At 74.7% G+C, this 15,357-nt stretch carries 17 protein-coding genes; 6 read left to right on the forward strand and 11 right to left on the reverse strand.

Annotated elements, in window-relative coordinates:
• Positions 1-163: 163 nt before the first annotated feature.
• Complete coding sequence (locus ACGBYP_RS17900) at positions 164-916, reverse strand: hypothetical protein (RefSeq protein WP_411586252.1); 753 nt, start codon at positions 914-916, stop codon at positions 164-166.
• 171 nt (positions 917-1,087) lie between these two features.
• Here ACGBYP_RS17900 and ACGBYP_RS17905 point away from each other — a divergent pair, with 171 nt between their 5' ends.
• Positions 1,088-1,324, forward strand: a complete 237-nt coding sequence (locus ACGBYP_RS17905; RefSeq protein WP_411586253.1) for a hypothetical protein — start codon at positions 1,088-1,090, stop codon at positions 1,322-1,324.
• 13 nt (positions 1,325-1,337) lie between these two features.
• Here ACGBYP_RS17905 and ACGBYP_RS17910 read toward each other — a convergent pair whose 3' ends face one another.
• Positions 1,338-2,627 (reverse strand): class I SAM-dependent RNA methyltransferase, encoded by a 1,290-nt coding sequence (locus ACGBYP_RS17910; RefSeq protein WP_411586255.1) that lies wholly within the window; start codon positions 2,625-2,627, stop codon positions 1,338-1,340.
• Positions 2,620-4,650 carry an APC family permease gene (locus ACGBYP_RS17915; RefSeq protein WP_411586256.1) on the reverse strand — a complete coding sequence of 677 codons (2,031 nt, stop codon included), beginning with the start codon at positions 4,648-4,650 and terminating at the stop codon, positions 2,620-2,622. Before ACGBYP_RS17915 ends, ACGBYP_RS17910 begins: the two co-directional genes overlap by 8 nt.
• 190 nt (positions 4,651-4,840) lie before the next feature.
• On the opposite strand from ACGBYP_RS17915, the gene ACGBYP_RS17920 reads away from it, so the two are divergent.
• Positions 4,841-5,509: a potassium channel family protein gene (locus tag ACGBYP_RS17920; RefSeq protein ID WP_411586257.1), complete on the forward strand. Its 669-nt coding sequence runs from the start codon at positions 4,841-4,843 to the stop codon at positions 5,507-5,509.
• Positions 5,509-6,177 (forward strand): potassium channel family protein, encoded by a 669-nt coding sequence (locus ACGBYP_RS17925; RefSeq protein WP_411586258.1) that lies wholly within the window; start codon positions 5,509-5,511, stop codon positions 6,175-6,177. The genes ACGBYP_RS17920 and ACGBYP_RS17925 overlap by 1 nt, the downstream gene beginning before the upstream one ends.
• 50 nt (positions 6,178-6,227) lie before the next feature.
• Here ACGBYP_RS17925 and ACGBYP_RS17930 read toward each other — a convergent pair whose 3' ends face one another.
• The 7 genes from ACGBYP_RS17930 to ACGBYP_RS17960 all read right to left on the reverse strand — a co-directional run bounded on the left by ACGBYP_RS17930 (position 6,228) and on the right by ACGBYP_RS17960 (position 10,892).
• Positions 6,228-7,007 (reverse strand): DUF3159 domain-containing protein, encoded by a 780-nt coding sequence (locus tag ACGBYP_RS17930; protein ID WP_411586259.1) that lies wholly within the window; start codon positions 7,005-7,007, stop codon positions 6,228-6,230.
• A 16-nt stretch (positions 7,008-7,023) separates the two neighbouring features.
• Positions 7,024-7,425 carry an OB-fold nucleic acid binding domain-containing protein gene (locus tag ACGBYP_RS17935; protein ID WP_411586261.1) on the reverse strand — a complete coding sequence of 134 codons (402 nt, stop codon included), beginning with the start codon at positions 7,423-7,425 and terminating at the stop codon, positions 7,024-7,026.
• On the reverse strand, positions 7,422-8,216 hold the full coding sequence (locus tag ACGBYP_RS17940) for an alpha/beta hydrolase family protein (RefSeq protein WP_411586263.1): 795 nt from the start codon (positions 8,214-8,216) through the stop codon (positions 7,422-7,424). The genes ACGBYP_RS17935 and ACGBYP_RS17940 overlap by 4 nt, the downstream gene beginning before the upstream one ends.
• Positions 8,213-8,938: a DUF3710 domain-containing protein gene (locus tag ACGBYP_RS17945; RefSeq protein ID WP_411586264.1), complete on the reverse strand. Its 726-nt coding sequence runs from the start codon at positions 8,936-8,938 to the stop codon at positions 8,213-8,215. The genes ACGBYP_RS17940 and ACGBYP_RS17945 overlap by 4 nt, the downstream gene beginning before the upstream one ends.
• 2 nt (positions 8,939-8,940) lie before the next feature.
• Positions 8,941-9,489 carry a dUTP diphosphatase gene (dut, locus tag ACGBYP_RS17950; protein ID WP_411586266.1) on the reverse strand — a complete coding sequence of 183 codons (549 nt, stop codon included), beginning with the start codon at positions 9,487-9,489 and terminating at the stop codon, positions 8,941-8,943.
• 56 nt (positions 9,490-9,545) lie between these two features.
• A complete protein-coding gene (locus ACGBYP_RS17955) occupies positions 9,546-10,484 on the reverse strand; it encodes a hypothetical protein (RefSeq protein ID WP_411586268.1) in 939 nt (312 codons plus the stop codon).
• A 105-nt stretch (positions 10,485-10,589) separates the two neighbouring features.
• The gene (locus ACGBYP_RS17960; RefSeq protein ID WP_237494876.1) at positions 10,590-10,892 is read right to left on the reverse strand and encodes a DUF4193 domain-containing protein; all 303 of its coding nucleotides are present in this window, start codon (positions 10,890-10,892) and stop codon (positions 10,590-10,592) included.
• Positions 10,893-11,445: 553 nt separating this feature from the next.
• Here ACGBYP_RS17960 and ACGBYP_RS17965 point away from each other — a divergent pair.
• Positions 11,446-12,006, forward strand: a complete 561-nt coding sequence (locus ACGBYP_RS17965; RefSeq protein WP_411586269.1) for a LytR C-terminal domain-containing protein — start codon at positions 11,446-11,448, stop codon at positions 12,004-12,006.
• 24 nt (positions 12,007-12,030) lie between these two features.
• Here ACGBYP_RS17965 and ACGBYP_RS17970 read toward each other — a convergent pair whose 3' ends face one another.
• On the reverse strand, positions 12,031-12,858 hold the full coding sequence (locus ACGBYP_RS17970; RefSeq protein WP_411586270.1) for an inositol monophosphatase family protein: 828 nt from the start codon (positions 12,856-12,858) through the stop codon (positions 12,031-12,033).
• Positions 12,859-12,920: 62 nt separating this feature from the next.
• On the opposite strand from ACGBYP_RS17970, the gene ppgK reads away from it, so the two are divergent.
• A complete protein-coding gene (gene ppgK, locus ACGBYP_RS17975) occupies positions 12,921-13,664 on the forward strand; it encodes a polyphosphate--glucose phosphotransferase (protein WP_411586271.1) in 744 nt (247 codons plus the stop codon).
• Positions 13,665-13,976: 312 nt separating this feature from the next.
• Positions 13,977-15,344 (forward strand): RNA polymerase sigma factor, encoded by a 1,368-nt coding sequence (locus ACGBYP_RS17980; protein ID WP_411586273.1) that lies wholly within the window; start codon positions 13,977-13,979, stop codon positions 15,342-15,344.
• Positions 15,345-15,357 lie beyond the last annotated feature (13 nt).

Raw genomic sequence — 15,357 nt, forward strand, 5'->3', positions numbered from 1 at the left:
GTCCGCGAGGCCGGACACCGGCTCGCACGTGTGTTCGAAGCGTGACCTGCCGGTGCCGCCCCGTAGATGCCCGCGCGTCGGACGGCGACGAGAGCGGCCGGCGCACGAGACGACCCGGCAGGCCCACCTGCCGGGTCGTCCCTGCGTCACGCCGGCTCGGACCTCAGAAGGCCGGCACCGCACGCTTGGGTCCGGCGAAGGAGCTCACGCACCCACCCTGGTCCTCGAAGACCGGACGCGTGCTGGTGGCCCAGCCGCCCTTCTTGCACTGCTCCTTGCTGGTGAGCACCACCGGCGACGCGAAGGTGTGGCGGACCCCGGCGAAATCGATCGCGTCGAGCACGCCGTCGCCCTTGACCCCCGAGCCCAGTGAGAAGCCGAAGGCCTGGACCTGGGCCGCCGGGAACGCCGTCCGCCACTCGTCCAGCGTGCCGTGGTTCGCACTGCCGGACCCGCCGCTGTGGCTCGGGGCGCCGTCCTTGACGAACTGCTGCGCCGTGTTGCTCAGCCACCAGTCGCCCGCGTAGACCCTCTCCCCCACCAGGATCCCGTCCGCCGTCCCGTCGGCGTCGAAGTCGACCACCAGCTGGGTGCCGGGCACGCCGCCACCCGTGGTGTTGGTGAACTGCAGCGCCGGCTCGCCGGCGGCCGCGAGCGAGGTGCTGGTCGCGACGTACTCGGCCACCTTGTCGGTGCTCGTCGCACCCTGGGTCCACACCCGCAGGCCGGTGCCCTGGACGGCGTAGCGACCGGTGGCACGGGTGTCCGACAACGCCGGCAGGAAGTCGTCCGGGACGTGGACCACGTCGGAGGCGGCCATGGCCGCGGGCTGCGTGGTCTCGGCGTACGCCGGTCCGGTCGCGGACAGCAGTGCGCCGGCGGCGAGCGTGACGACTGCCGCTGTGTGTCGTGCCATGGTCGGTGTCCTCCCCTGGGGCCCGTCCCCCGTGGGCCGGACGCTGGCGGGACGGTAGCCGCCGGTCGTCGCGGCCGCGGGGCCGCTGGGCCGGGTGGGGCAGGAGGCCTCGTGCGGGGAGGAACCGGTCACGGGTGCATCCACCGCCGGCGCTGCCGGCGAACACCGGTCGTGGAACAGCTCGCGCGCAAGCAGGTGCACTGGGTCATCGAGCCGTTGCTGGAAGCCGGCTTGTCCGTCGACCAGATCGAGGTGCTGGTGTTCCGGCTCGGCTTCGAGGCCGTCGTGAGCGAGGGACGGGGCACCGTGGCCGGCGTGCACACCGTCGTGGCCGCCGAGTCGCCGGAGGTGCAGGCGGCCTGGGCGGCCACCGTCGGCCGGATGATCGAGCTCGACGGACCGGCCTGACCGACCGCGCCGGTCAGGCCGGGACGAGCAGCGCGACGCACTCCACGTGTGCGGTCATCGGGAAGCAGTCGTAGGCGCGCAGGTCGGCCAGCCGGTAGCCGGCGGCGGCGAACGCGGCGACGTCGCGGGCCAGGGACGCCGGGTCGCAGGCCACGTAGACCACCGCGCGGGGCGCGGCCCCGGCGATCACCCGGCTGACGTCCTTGCCGGCCCCGGCCCGCGGCGGGTCGAGGACGACGACGTCCGGGCGGCCCAGGTCCACGAGCAGCTCGGTGAGCCCGGGGGCGTCGACGTCGCCCTGCCAGACCTCGGCCTGCGGCAGGTCGGCGAGGTTGGCGTCGGCGGCGGCGCAGGCCGCGGCGTCGGACTCCACGCACACCACCCGGCCGCCGAGCCCCACGCCCGGGGCGAGGGCTCCACCGAACAGGCCGGCGCCGGCGTAGAGGTCGAGCACGGTCTCCTCCGGCTGCACCGCGGCGAAGCCGGAGACGGCCTCGACCAGCGCGTCGGCGGCGCCCGGGTGCACCTGCCAGAAGCCGGTGCCCTCGACCTCCCAGTCACGGCCACCGGCGGAGCGCTGGGCGCGGCCGGCGGGCTCCTCGGGCACGTCGGCGCCCGGCCGCAGCACCTGGACGTCCTGCGGCCGGCCACGGCGGTCCAGCGTCGAGGTGGTCACCACACCGGCGGAGTCGACGGCGACGTCGACGGCACCGGCGTCCAGCCAGCGCCGTCCGAGCACGGCCTGCGCGGCCGGCTCGACGGTGATCGGGCAGTCGTCGAGGGCGATCACGTCGTGCGAGCGGTGCCGGCGCAGACCGGGGTCACCGGCGCGGTCGACGGCGAACCGGGCCCGCGACCGCCAGCGCAGCGGCCCGCCGGGCAGCGCCTCGACCGTCACCGGCACGTCGAGGCCGGCCAGCCGGGACAGCTGCTCCCGGACGACGGCGGCCTTGAGCTCCAGCTGCCCGGCATGGCTGACGTGCTGCCAGTCGCAGCCGCCGCACCTCCCGGGCCCGCTGTACGGGCACGGCCGCTCCACCCGCTCGGGCGCGGCCTCGAGCACCTCGACGGCGTCGGCGCGGCAGAAGCCGGCGCGCCGGTCCTCGGTCACCTCCACCACGACCCGCTCGCCGGGCAGCGTGTGCCGCACGAAGACGACGCGCCCCTCGTGCCGGGCGACGCAGTGCCCACCGTGCGCGACCGGGCCCACGGTCACCTCGAAGCGTCGGCCGGTCCAGCCCCCGGTCGAGTCCGGCGCCTGGCGTTGCGGACGGGACGGGACACGCCGTCGGCGATCAGCCATACGGGGTCTGCTCCACGTCGTCGGTGAGGCCGCGGCGGAGGTCGCCGGGGGCGGGCGCACCGTCCCGCGGGTCGCGGTCCAGCGAGCTCTCCAGCTGCCACGGCACGCTGGTGATCATCACGCCGGGCTGGAACTGCAGCCGGCTGCGCAGCCGCAGCGCGCTCTGGTTGTGCAGCAGGTTCTCCCACCAGTGCCCGACCACGTACTGCGGCACGAACACCACCACCAGCTCGCGCGGGCTGGACCGGCGGATGTCGCGCACGAAGTCGACGACCGGGCGGGTGATCTCGCGGTAGGGCGAGTCGAGCACGGTCAGCGGCACGGGGATGTCGTAGCGCTCCCAGTCGACCTGCAGCGCGCGGGTGTCGGCGTCGTCGACGTTGACCGTCAGCGCGGTCAGCTGGTCGGGCCGGGTGGCCCGGGCGAAGGCCAGCGCGCGCAGCGTCGGCTTGTGCACCTTGGAGACCAGGACGACGGCGTGCACCTTCGAGGGCTTCATCCGGACGTCGCTGTCGGGCACCAGCTGCTCGGCCACGTGCGAGTAGTGCCGGTTGATCGAGCGCATGAGCAGGAAGATCACCGGCATCGCGGCGATGACGATCCACGCGCCGCCGGCGAACTTGGTGACCACCACGATCGCCAGGACGATCGTGGTGAGCGTCCCGCCGATCGCGTTGATCACCCGGGAGCGCTGCATCCGGCCGCGCTCGGCCGGGTCGGTCTCGGCGCGCAGCTCCCGGTTCCAGTGGCGCACCATGCCCCACTGGCCGATGGAGAAGCTGGTGAACACCCCGACGATGTACATCTGGATCAGCTGGGTGGAGTCGGCCTCGAAGACCACCAGCAGCAGGATCGCGAAGCCCGCCAGCAGCAGGATGCCGTTGCTGTAGACGAGCTTGTCGCCGCGGGTGTGCAGCTGGCGGGGCATGAAGCGGTCCTGGGCGAGCACCGACCCCAGCAGCGGGAAGCCGTTGAACGCGGTGTTGGCCGCCAGGATCAGCACCAGCGCGGTCGCCGCCTGCACGAAGAAGAAGCCCAGCGAGTCGGACCCGCCGAACACCGCGGCGGCCACCTGGGCGATCACGGTGCGCTGCGGCTCGGTCTCGCAGTCGGCGAAGCCCACCAGGTCGCAGGTGTTCTCGACGTACTTCACGTCCGACATCAGGGCCAGCGCGGTGACCCCGGCGAACATGGTGGCCGCGATGCCGCCCATCAGCGCCAGCGTGGTCGCGGCGTTCCTGCTCTTGGGCGGCCGGAACGCCGGGACGCCGTTGGCGATCGCCTCGACGCCGGTGAGCGCGGTGCACCCGGAGGCGAACGCCCGCAGCACGAAGAAGACCAGCGCCAGGCCGGTGACGTTCTCGTAGCCCGGCTCGGCCTCGATGGCGTACTGCGCGCTCTCGGCGACCACCGGGCTGTCGACGACCAGCTCCCGGACCAGGCCGGTCCCGATCATCACCATGATGCAGGCGATGAAGGCATAGGTCGGGACGGCGAAGGTGCGCCCCGACTCGCGCACGCCGCGCAGGTTCATGCCCACGAGCAGGGCGACCAGGCCGACGGAGATCAGCACGCGGTGCTCGTCGAGCGACGGGAACGCCGAGATGATGTTGTCGGTGCCCGAGCTGACCGACACCGCCACGGTGAGGACGTAGTCGGTGAGCAGCGCGCTGGCCACCACCAGCCCGGCGAACTGGCCGTGGTTCTTCATCGCGACCTCGTAGTCGCCGCCGCCCGAGGGGTAGGCGTGCACCACCTGGCGGTAGGACAGCACCACCACGGTGAGCAGCAGGACGACGACCGCGGCCAGCCACGGGGTGAGGAAGAGGAACGTCGTCCCGGCGAGGGTCAGGAAGATGAGGATCTCCTGCGTCGCGTAGGCGACGGAGGACAGCGGGTCGCTGGCGAAGATCGGCAGGGCGAGGTGCTTGGGCAGCAGCGACTCACCCGCCTTGTCCGTGCGGACAGGTCGGCCGAGGACGAGACGTTTGGGGAGCTGGCCGAGGTCGGACAGGGACGGCACGCCGCGATCGTACGGACGGAACGCGCGCCGATGGGCCGGTACGGGGCGACGTCACTCACAGGGCACCCGTCCGGGTGGGACGGCGCTGCCCGGCGCAGCTGCGGTGCCACGGCCCGGGTGTACGTTCGCGCGCTGTACGACCCGGTGTCCCACCGGGCCGGCAGAGCGGACGCGGACGGGGTGGGATCAGGTGCACGTGGTCGTCATGGGCTGCGGTCGCGTCGGGTCGGCGATCGCGCGCCGGCTCGAGCAGGTCGGCCACAGCGTCGCGGTGATCGACCAGGACGCCGAGGCCTTCCGCCGCCTCGGCCCGGAGTTCGGCGGCCGCCAGGTCACCGGGCTGGGCTTCGACCGGCAGACCCTGCTGGACGCCGGCATCGACACCGCCGGGGCGTTCGCCGCCGTCAGCAGCGGCGACAACTCCAACATCATCGCCGCGCGGGTGGCCCGGGAGACCTTCGGCGTCGAGCACGTCGTCGCCCGGATCTACGACTCCAAGCGGGCCGAGGTCTACGAGCGGATGGGCATCCCCAGCGTCGCCACCGTGCCGTGGACGGTGAACCGGCTGATGCGCGAGCTGCTCTCGGTGAAGGTGACCGAGATATGGCGCGAGCCCACCGGCAAGGTGCTGCTCATGCGGGTCACCGTCACCGACAGCTGGGTCGGCCGCCCGCTCGCCGAGCTCGAGACCGCCTCCGGCGCCCGCGCCGCGTGGCTGGTCCGCTTCGGCGAGGCGCAGCTCCCCACGCCCAGCACCGTCCTGCAGACCGGCGACCACCTCGTCCTCGCCGTCACCGACGACCTCACCGACCGCGTCCACGCCGTGGTCGAGACGCCGGCCGGCGGAGGGCAGCACTGATGCGCGTCGCCATCGTCGGAGCCGGCGCGGTCGGACGCTCCATCGCCACCGAACTGCTCGGCAACGGGCATGCCGTGATGCTCATCGAGCGCAACGGGTCCCGGGTCAAGCCCCGGTCGGTCCCCGGCGCGGAGTGGGTGCAGGCCGACGCCTGCGAGGTCACCTCCCTGGAGGAGGCCCAGCTGGCCACCTGCGACGTGGTCATCGCCGCCACCGGTGACGACAAGGCCAACCTGGTCGTCTCGCTGCTGGCCAAGACCGAGTTCGCGGTCAACCGCGTCGTCGCCCGGGTCAAGGACCCGCGCAACGAGTGGCTCTACACCGAGGCGTGGGGCGTCGACGTCGCCGTCTCCACCCCGCGGGTGCTGGCCGCCCTCGTCGAGGAGGCGGTCACCGTCGGCGACGTCGTGCGGCTGATGAGCTTCCGCAAGGGCGCGGCCAACCTGGTCGAGATCACCCTGGCCGAGGACACCCCGTGGGTGGGTCGGCCGGTGCGCGAGGTGCCGCTGCCCCGCGAGACCGTGCTGACCACCATCCTGCGCGGCGACCGGGTGATCAACCCCGACCCCGACGAGCCGCTGGAGGCCGGCGACGAACTGCTGTTCGTCACCCACGGCGAGGTCGAGGAGCAGCTCCAGCAGATGCTCTGCCCCGACGGCTCCTGCTGAAGGACCCCGTCCTCCGCACCCTCCGCAGGACCGGGTGAGGAGGACGGGGCCTAGGCGGGGGGCTGCTCGGCGGCGCGGTGACGGTGCAGGCGGGCCACGACCCAGAGCGTGACCACCAGCTGGACGGCGGTCACCGGCAGGCCCAGCACCACCGACGAGGTGCCCAGCCAGCCGACCTCGTCCAGCCAGTAGAACAGGCCCTGGACGCCCGCGCGGACGAGGAAGACCCCGCCCCACAGGACGGTGAGCCAGCCGTAGGCCCGCATCAGTCGGGGGTCGTCGCGCCAGTGGACCTCCGGCTCGGGGTCCTGCTGGTGACCCTGACCGGCTCTGCTGGCGGGCGCGGCCGGCCGGTCCGTGACGTCGCGGCGGCCGCGGAGGGAGGGCAGCCGGTGGGCGGCCATCCCACCCAGGTGGCTGGGGCTCAACCACTCCGCGACGACGCCGACGAGCGGCCGGCGGAACAGCAGGGAGCCCAGCACGACCACGCCGATCACGGCGTTGCGGATGATGCCCAGGACGAAGAAGTCGCGGGCCTCGCCGGTGCGGGCGGCGATGACGACCGCCACCGCGACCGCGAACAGCCCGCTGATCGCCTGCTGGATGCTCTCGCGCCGGGCCAGCCGCAGCACGAACACGAGCACCGCCGCGACCACGGCGGCCCAGATGCCGACGGTGAGCCCGCCGATGCCGTTGGCGACGATGAAGGCGATGGTCGGCAGCGAGGCGTCGACCATGCCGCGCCAGCCGCCCAGCTGGTCGAGCACCATGTGCCGGTCGAAGGTGACGTCGCTGCCCTGGGGCTGGTCACCCTGCGGCGCGGTGCTCAACGGTTGCGGACCCGGGTCACCCGGCGCTCAGCTCGTACCAGGGGTTGTAGATGACCTGCCGGCCCTCGAAGGCGGCGAAGCGACCCCGGGCGGTCAGCCGGCGGCCGGGCTCGATGCCGGGGATGCGGCGGCGGCCCAGCCAGACCAGGGTCACCGAGCCCGAACCGTCGAACAGCTCGGCCTCCAGCGTCGGCACGGTCTCCCGCGGCGTGTAGACGACGGACTTGATCCGCCCGGTGACGGTGACGACCTCGCCCTTGCGGCAGGCGCTGACCGCCGAGCAGCCGGCGATGGCGGCGTCACTGCGCAGCTCCTGCGCCTCCACGGCGCGGTCGTCGGCCGTGAGCTTCTGGAGCGTGCGGGACAGCCAGCTGCGCGCACCGGGCTGCGCTGCCGACCCTGTCCTGGTCTCGGTCACGACTCCAGCGTAGTGCGGTCGGCAGCCGCTGTCCGACGTGCTCTCAGCCACTCCACGACGCGTCGCCAGGCCTCCCCGGTGAGGTCGATCGCGGCCATGTGGTCACCGGGGACGACGGCGACCTCGACGGCGTCCCCGGCAGCGGTGGCCGCCGCGGCGTAGCGCCGGCTCTGGTCGGGCGGGACGGTCGTGTCGTCCTCGCCGTGCACGCACAGCACCGGGACGCCGGTGGGCACGAGCCGGACCGGGTCGGCGGCGGCGTACCGGTCGGGCACCTGGTCCGGCGTGCCGCCGAGGAAGGAGACGGTGGCGCCGTCGCCCAGGTCGGCGTCGACCGCCGCGCCCAGGTCCAGCACCCCGGCCTGGGACACCACGGCGGTGACCGGCACCCGCGGCCCAGCACCCGGGGCGCCGGCGGGCAGCTGCGTGCGCCCGGCCGCCCAGGCGGCGAGGTGCCCGCCGGCGGAGTGCCCGACCACGGTGACGTCGGTGAGGTCGAGCCGGGCGGCGTCCGGCAGGTCGGGCAGGGAGTCCAGCGCCGCTGCCAGGTCGGTGAGCGTGGCCGGCCAGCCACCGCCGCCGCCGACCCGGCGGTACTCCACGGCCACCGCCGCCCAGCCGGCCGCAGCCAGGTCGGCGGCGAGCGGGCGGGCCAGCTCGATCCCGTACCGGGCGCGCCAGAACCCGCCGTGCACGACGACGACCACGGGCGCCGGGGCGCCGCCGTCCGGGAGGGTGAGCTCCAGGAACTGGTCGGCGCCGGGCCCGTAGGCGTGCGTCGTGGTGCTCACGCCGAGGCGTCCGGCGGGATCGGCGAGGTGGCCCTGCCCGAGGTGCGGCCGGCGGCCTGCTGGCGGGCCACCTGCTCGGCGGCCTGCGGCGGCAGGGTCAGCGGCAGCGGCTCGCGCACCGCCATCGGCCCGGTGCCGCGGACGACGACCACGCCGCGGAACGCCTGCTCCAACGGCAGCCCCGCCTCCGGGCCGGTCGCGGCGGGGCCGCTGATCATGCCGCGGAGGAACCAGCGCGGGCCGTCGACGCCGAGGAAGCGGGCAGGCCGGCGGACCATCGTCGGGGTGGTGGTGCCCGGCTGGGGTGCGGTGGGGAGCAGCACGGTGCCGGCCAGCTCGGGGCCGAACGGGCCGTCGACCTCGGTCAGCTCGGCCCCCTGGGCGGCGGCGCCGCGGGCCAGCTCGACCCGGACGTCGTCCCAGAGGCCGCCCGCGCGGGGCGCGGCGAAGACCGACAGCTGCAGCAGCGAGTCGCCGTAGCGGAGGCTGGCGCCCACGACCTGCTGCTGGGCGTTGACGTCGACCCGCAGCTCCATGCCGGACAGCGCCGGCAGGCGCAGCGCGCCGAGGTCGATGCGCAGCTGGCCGTCGTCCGGGGCGTCGGCGAGGTCCCAGGGGCCGCTGGTGCCCACGTCCTCGCGCTCACGCACCTGCGGCTCGGGGGGCACCCCGCGCTCGCGGAGGCTGCGGTCGATCCGGTTGCGCCGGCGTCCGATGGGCATCGTCAGGCCCGTCCTTCCAGGGGTGTGGGGGTTGCGTCGGCCGGAGGCGCAGCGAGGACGCCGGCCCCGCCGGTCGACCCGTGGCCGCCGCTGCCGCGCTCGCTGACGGGCAGCTCGGCCACCGGCACGAACCGCGCCCGCACGACCGGCTGGACCACCAGCTGGGCGACCCGGTCACCGCGGGAGAGCCGCAGCGGCGTCGTCGGGTCGAGGTTGACCAGGTTCACCTTGATCTCGCCGCGGTAACCCGCATCGATGGTGCCCGGCGCGTTGACCAGGCTGAGCCCCAGCCGGTGGGCCAGCCCCGAGCGGGGGTGCACGAACCCGGCGTACCCCTCGGGGATGGCGACGGCGATGCCGGTGCCGACCAGCGCCCGCTGGTGCGGGGCCAGCTCGACGTCCTCGGCCAGGCAGAGGTCGGCGCCGGCGTCGCCGGGCAGGGCGTAGCCGGGGACGACGGCGCCGGGGCCGGTCAGCAGCACCGGGACGTCGACCACCTCCGCCGTCCGGCCGGCGGTGGACGCCGGGTCCTGGGCATGGGGTGCGGGCACGGCGGCGAGGCTAGCCCCACCCGCGCGGGTCCGGACGTCGTGCACCGGGCCGGGGCTCAGCGCTGCGCGGACGGCGGCAGGCGCAGGTCGGCCCGCAGCCGGTCGGCCAGCGCCACGGTCGCCTTCCGGTTGCCGCGGGCGGCCAGGCTGGCGCCGACCAGCAGCGGGGCCATCGAGGTGGTGCTGCGGGCCATCCGCCGGGTCAGCCTGCGGCGGAGCGCCGAGACGCCCGCCGTGCCGAGCATCGACAGGAACCCGCCGGATCCGGCCGAGCCCACCGGCCGCTGCGTCGTCCAGCTGGCCAGGTAGGCGCGGGCGCGCGCCTTGGCGTCACCGGGTGCCGGGCGGCCGGCCAGCTCGTGCAGCTCGCCCACGAGGACGACCTCGACCGCGGCCACCAGCACCGTCTGCGCGCCGAGCTCCAGCGGGACGGCGACCAGCGTGGGCGGGGCGAACCACTGCGCGGCGGCCAGGCCACCGGTGGCCGCCCCCACGCCCGCGGTCAGCCGGGCCGCCCGCGCGACGAGGGCGTCGGCGATCTCGCCGTCCGAGGCGCCGGGGTGGGCGGCGCGCAGCCGGGCGGCGTCCCGGATCGGCAACCGCGGCACGGCGGCGTCCAGCAGGTCCGACAGGATCCCGCCGGGGCCGATGCCGCCGTCGGTCCGGGCGCCGGTGCCGGTGCTGCCCGTGCCGGCGCTGCCGGAGGTGCGCCCGGCGTCGTCGGGCCGGTCGGAGCGGGCGGCCCCGGCGAGGGCGGAGATGACGTCGGCCAGCACGCTGCCCGCCGCCTTCGCACCGGCCGACGAGCGTCCGGCGCCCGGCTTGTCGTCCCGGCCCAGCAGTCCGGCGACGGCGTCGGCGAGCGCACGCCCGGCGGCACCCAGCCCGTCACCGGGTCCGGAGCCGCCGATGACCTCGCCCTCGACCGGCTCGCCCACGGGACGCGGCGGCGGGACGTCGCGCGGTGTGCCTGTGCCCTGGCCGTGCTGTGTCATCGGTGCCTCTCCGTCGCAGTGCTCCCGCACTGCCCCCACCTGCTCGGGCACGAACGTCCCGGGGAGCAGGTGGAGCGACCCCCTCCGGCCGGAGGGGGTCCTCGATCATGCAGCGCAGTCGCGGCAGTACAGCTGGTCGCCCTTGGTGGCGGCCAGGCGGCTGCGGTGCTGCACCAGGAAGCAGCGCGAGCAGGTGAACTCGTCCTCCTGCTTGGGCAGCACGCGGACGGTGAGCTCCTCGTTGGAGAGGTCGGCGCCGGGGAGCTCGAGGTTCTCGTTGAAGTCGGTCTCGTCGACGTCGACCGAGGAGGACTGCGCCTCCGCCCGGCGGGCCTTGAGCTCTTCGAGGGAGTCCTCGCCGAGCTCGTCCGCCTCGTTGCGCCGAGGTGCGTCGTAGTCCTGGGCCATGGTGTGCCCTCTCTCTCTCGTCGCGGGCGCTCGGCCCGCTCGTCTGCCACCGGCGCTCCGAGCCGCCGGTGGTGGTGCCGGCCGCCGGGGCGGTCGGTGGTCTGTCGGCCTGCGGCCCCCTGCTGGGCCGCCGACCGGGTGGCACGGTGGTGCACCGGAGGCATCCGGCCGACCGCCGCGGACTCGCGTCCGCGGAGTCGGCCCAGCGCCCCGTGCTGCGCTCCGGCCAGCCGCCCAACGCCGAGAGGACCCCGTTTGTGCCCGCCTGTCCCGGCCGGGCTCCTCGGGGTCCCGCCGACGTCGTCCTGGGGGCGGAGCGCCAGAGGGTACCCCTCGCCCGGATCGGCCGTCGGAGGCGCCGGACCGGCTGCCGCGGACCCCTCGTCGACCGGCCGTGTCCGGCCCGGACCACCGCTGGTCAGCGCGCTGCGGGCCGCCCGGAGGACCCCCCGCGCACCCGGCCGGGACGCGCCGGGCCCGCGCGGTGCAGCGCGGCCACCGCGCCCGCCACTAGGGTCACTCCCGTGTCAGAGCTGGCCCGTGTGAGGACCCCGTGACCGACGTCGCGAGCGAGCCCGGCGTCCGGCGTGCCGCACCCCGCCGCACCCGGCGCCCCATCCCGGCGCTGGTCTTCCTGCTGCTGCTCGCCCTGGCCGCGCTGGCCGTGTGGTTCAACGTGCTGGGCGACGAGAAGGCCCGGGACGAGGAACGTGCCGCGGCCTGCAGCAGCGCCGTCGCCGCCGTCCCCACCGCCGTCGACCCCGCGACCGTGACGGTCAACGTGCTCAACGCCTCCGACGTCGCCGGCCGGGCCGCCGAGGTGGCCGAGACGCTGCGCTCCCGGTCCTTCCAGGTGGGCCGCACGGAGAACGACCGGGCCGACAACGAGGTCACCGGGGTCGGCGAGGTGCGCTACGGCCCGGGCAAGGAGGGGCTGGCCCGGTTCGTGGCGCTGCAGCTGCCCGGCGCCACCCTGCGGCAGGACACCCGCGCGGACGCCTCCATCGACATCGCCCTGGGGCCGGACTTCGCCGCGCTGGCGAGCCCCGACGCGGTGGCCGCGGCCCTGGTCCCGCCCACCGGCGAGGCCGGGGCCTGCGCGACGACCTCCTGACCTCCGCCGGTCGGGCACCGCCGGTCACGACCCGGCGTGCAGGCGCTCCAGCAGCTCGACCAGCGCACCGGCCACCGACGGCGCGGCTGCGACGGCCATCGGCTCGGCGAAGGGCCGCCCGGCGGTGCCGGTGACCACCAGACCGGCCTCGGCGGCGACCAGCGCACCGGCAGCGTGGTCCCAGGGCTTGAGGCCCTGCTCGTAGTAGGCATCGACCCGGCCGGCCGCGGCCGCGCACAGGTCGAGGGAGGCGCAGCCCCAACGGCGGATGTCCCGGACCTCGGGAAGCAGCCGGGCGACGGCCGCGCCCTGTGCCCGGCGCTCCTCGGCGCCGTAGCTGAACCCGGTGGCGACCAGCGACTGGCCCAGCGACGCCGGCGCGCTGCCGTGCAGCTGCATGGTGGCCGCCCCCGGGGCGGTCAGCCAGGCACCGTGACCCCGGACGGCCGTGTACTGCTCGCCGGTGGCGACGTTGAGGACCACCCCGACCTCGGTGCGGCCGTCGACCTCGGCGGCGATGGAGACGGCGAAGGCCGGCAGGCCGTAGAGGAAGTTGACGGTGCCGTCGATCGGGTCGACGACCCAGCGGACGCCGCTGCTGCCCTCGGTCGAGGCGCCCTCCTCGCCCAGCACGCCGTCGTCCGGGCGGGCCTCGAGCAGCCGGCGGACGATCAGCGCCTCGCTGGCGCGGTCGACGGCGGTGACCACGTCGACCGGTGAGGACTTGGTGTCGACCTGGTCGGCGGCCGAGCTGCGCCCGGCCCCGACGAGCAGCGCGGCCTCCTCCGCCGTGGCCCGCGCCAGCTCGAGCAGCTCGGTGTGCAGGTCGGGCTGGGCGGTGCCGGAGGTCATCACGAGGAGGGATCCTGCCCGACCTGCGCGCCAACCGTGCGCGGGGTCACTAGCCTGTCCGCGTGCAGGGCTTCGGAGTGGACATCGGTGGCAGCGGTATCAAGGGTTGCGTCGTCGACCTGGACAAGGGCGAGCTGGTGGGTGAGCGGGTACGGATCCCGACCCCGCAGCCGGCGCTCCCGGACCCGGTCTACGGCGTGGTGGCCGACATCGTCGGCCAGTTCGGCTGGGAGGGCCGCATCGGCGTGACCTACCCCGGGGTCATGAAGCACGGTGTGGCGTTCACAGCCGCGAACATGGACCACTCGTGGATCGGCACCGACATGGCCGCCGGTCTGGAGAAGGTCATCCCGGGCACGGTGCAGACCCTCAACGACGCCGACGCCGCCGGCATCGCCGAGATGGCGTACGGCGCCGGCCGGGGCGAGCGTGGGCTGGTCCTGATGCTCACCTTCGGCACCGGCATCGGCAGCGCCCTGTTCATCGACGGCAAGCTCGTGCCCAACACCGAGTTCGGGCACATCGAGGTCGACGGCGCCGACGGCGAGAAGGCCGCCTCGGCCGCCGCCCGCGAGCGCGAGGGCCTCAGCTACCCGGCCTGGGCCAAGCGCGTCGACCGCTACCTCGACACCCTCGAGATGAGCCTGTGGGCCGACCTGATCATCGTCGGCGGCGGGGTGAGCAAGAAGGCCGAGAAGTGGGTGCCGCTGCTGTCGACCCGCACCCGGGTCGTGCCGGCGCAGCTGCTCAACGACGCCGGGATCGTCGGCGCGGCGCTCGCCGCCGAGGAGCACATCGGACAGTGACGGCCGGGCCCCGGGCGCGGCCCGGGGCCCCGTCGTCCCCGCCGCGGGCGGGAGCGGGCTGGTCACCGGGTGCGTCCCGGCCGGGAGAACCGGTGGACCGCCGCCCGGGCGTCGTTACAATGTGGGAGCCCCGCGCGCCGCTCCCCCAGCCAGCAGGTCATCCCCCGCTCCCAGCACGGTGAAACGCCTCCCCGGTGCGTCACCGACCGGGACCGCCGGCCGGCCACTGGCAGAGGTGGCGTTCTGGGCCGCTGCCCGCGGGCCACACGGCTCCCGAGGATCGCACCGCAGTAGTACGGGGAAGGAACCTGAGTGCCCGCCGACCAGCCAGGACCGGAGTCGAACACGGTGAGCAGCCCGAGCCGCAGCAGGACGGTCGCCGCCCGTTCCACCGCCGCCACGCAGACCACCGCCCCGGTCGCCCCGGCAGCCAAGAGGGCCCCGGCCAAGAAGGCCGCCGCCAAGTCCCCGGCCGGCACCACCGCGAAGAAGACCGCCACCCGCAAGCCCACGATCGCCCCCTCGCCGGGCGCCGGCACGGGCGCGGTGCTCACCGCGGTCGCCTCCGACGACGCCACCGTCACGGTCCTCGACGCGGGCGCCGCCGGTCTCAAGCTCGACGAGACCGTCGTCACCGGCAAGGACGGCGTGGCCGTCGCCGAGACCGACGAGAAGGACGCCGAGGGCGGCGACTTCGAGTGGGACGACGAGGAGGAGTCCGAGGCGCTGCGACAGGCCCGCAAGGACGCCGAGCTCACCGCGTCGGCCGACTCCGTCCGCGCCTACCTCAAGCAGATCGGCAAGGTCGCCCTGCTCACCGCCGAGGAGGAGGTCGACCTCGCCAAGCGGATCGAGGCCGGGCTCTACGGCTCCGAGCGGATCCGCCAGGTCGAGGAGGAGGGCCAGAAGCTCTCCCCGCAGATGCGGCGCGACCTCAACTGGATCGTCCGCGACGGCGAGCGCGCCAAGAACCACCTGCTGGAGGCCAACCTCCGCCTCGTGGTCTCCCTCGCCAAGCGCTACACCGGCCGCGGCATGGCCTTCCTGGACCTGATCCAGGAGGGCAACCTGGGCCTGATCCGCGCGGTCGAGAAGTTCGACTACACCAAGGGCTACAAGTTCTCCACGTACGCCACCTGGTGGATCCGGCAGGCCATCACCCGCGCCATGGCCGACCAGGCGCGCACCATCCGCATCCCGGTGCACATGGTCGAGGTCATCAACAAGCTCGGCCGCATCCAGCGCGAGCTGCTCCAGGACCTGGGCCGCGAGCCCACCCCGGAGGAGCTGGCCAAGGAGATGGACATCACCCCGGACAAGGTGCTGGAGATCCAGCAGTACGCCCGGGAGCCGATCAGCCTCGACCAGACCATCGGCGACGAGGGCGACAGCCAGCTCGGTGACTTCATCGAGGACTCCGAGGCCGTCGTGGCCGTCGACGCGGTGAGCTTCACGCTCATGCAGGACCAGCTGACCAGCGTCCTGCAGACGCTGTCCGAGCGGGAGGCCGGCGTCGTCCGGCTGCGCTTCGGGCTCACCGACGGCCAGCCGCGCACCCTCGACGAGATCGGCCAGGTCTACGGCGTCACGCGTGAGCGGATCCGCCAGATCGAGTCCAAGACGATGTCGAAGCTGCGCCACCCCAGCCGCTCGCAGGTCCTGCGCGACTACCTCGACTAGCAGAAGGACCCCC

Source organism: Modestobacter sp. SSW1-42 (assembly GCF_046635825.1).
Lineage (GTDB): Bacteria > Actinomycetota > Actinomycetes > Mycobacteriales > Geodermatophilaceae > Modestobacter.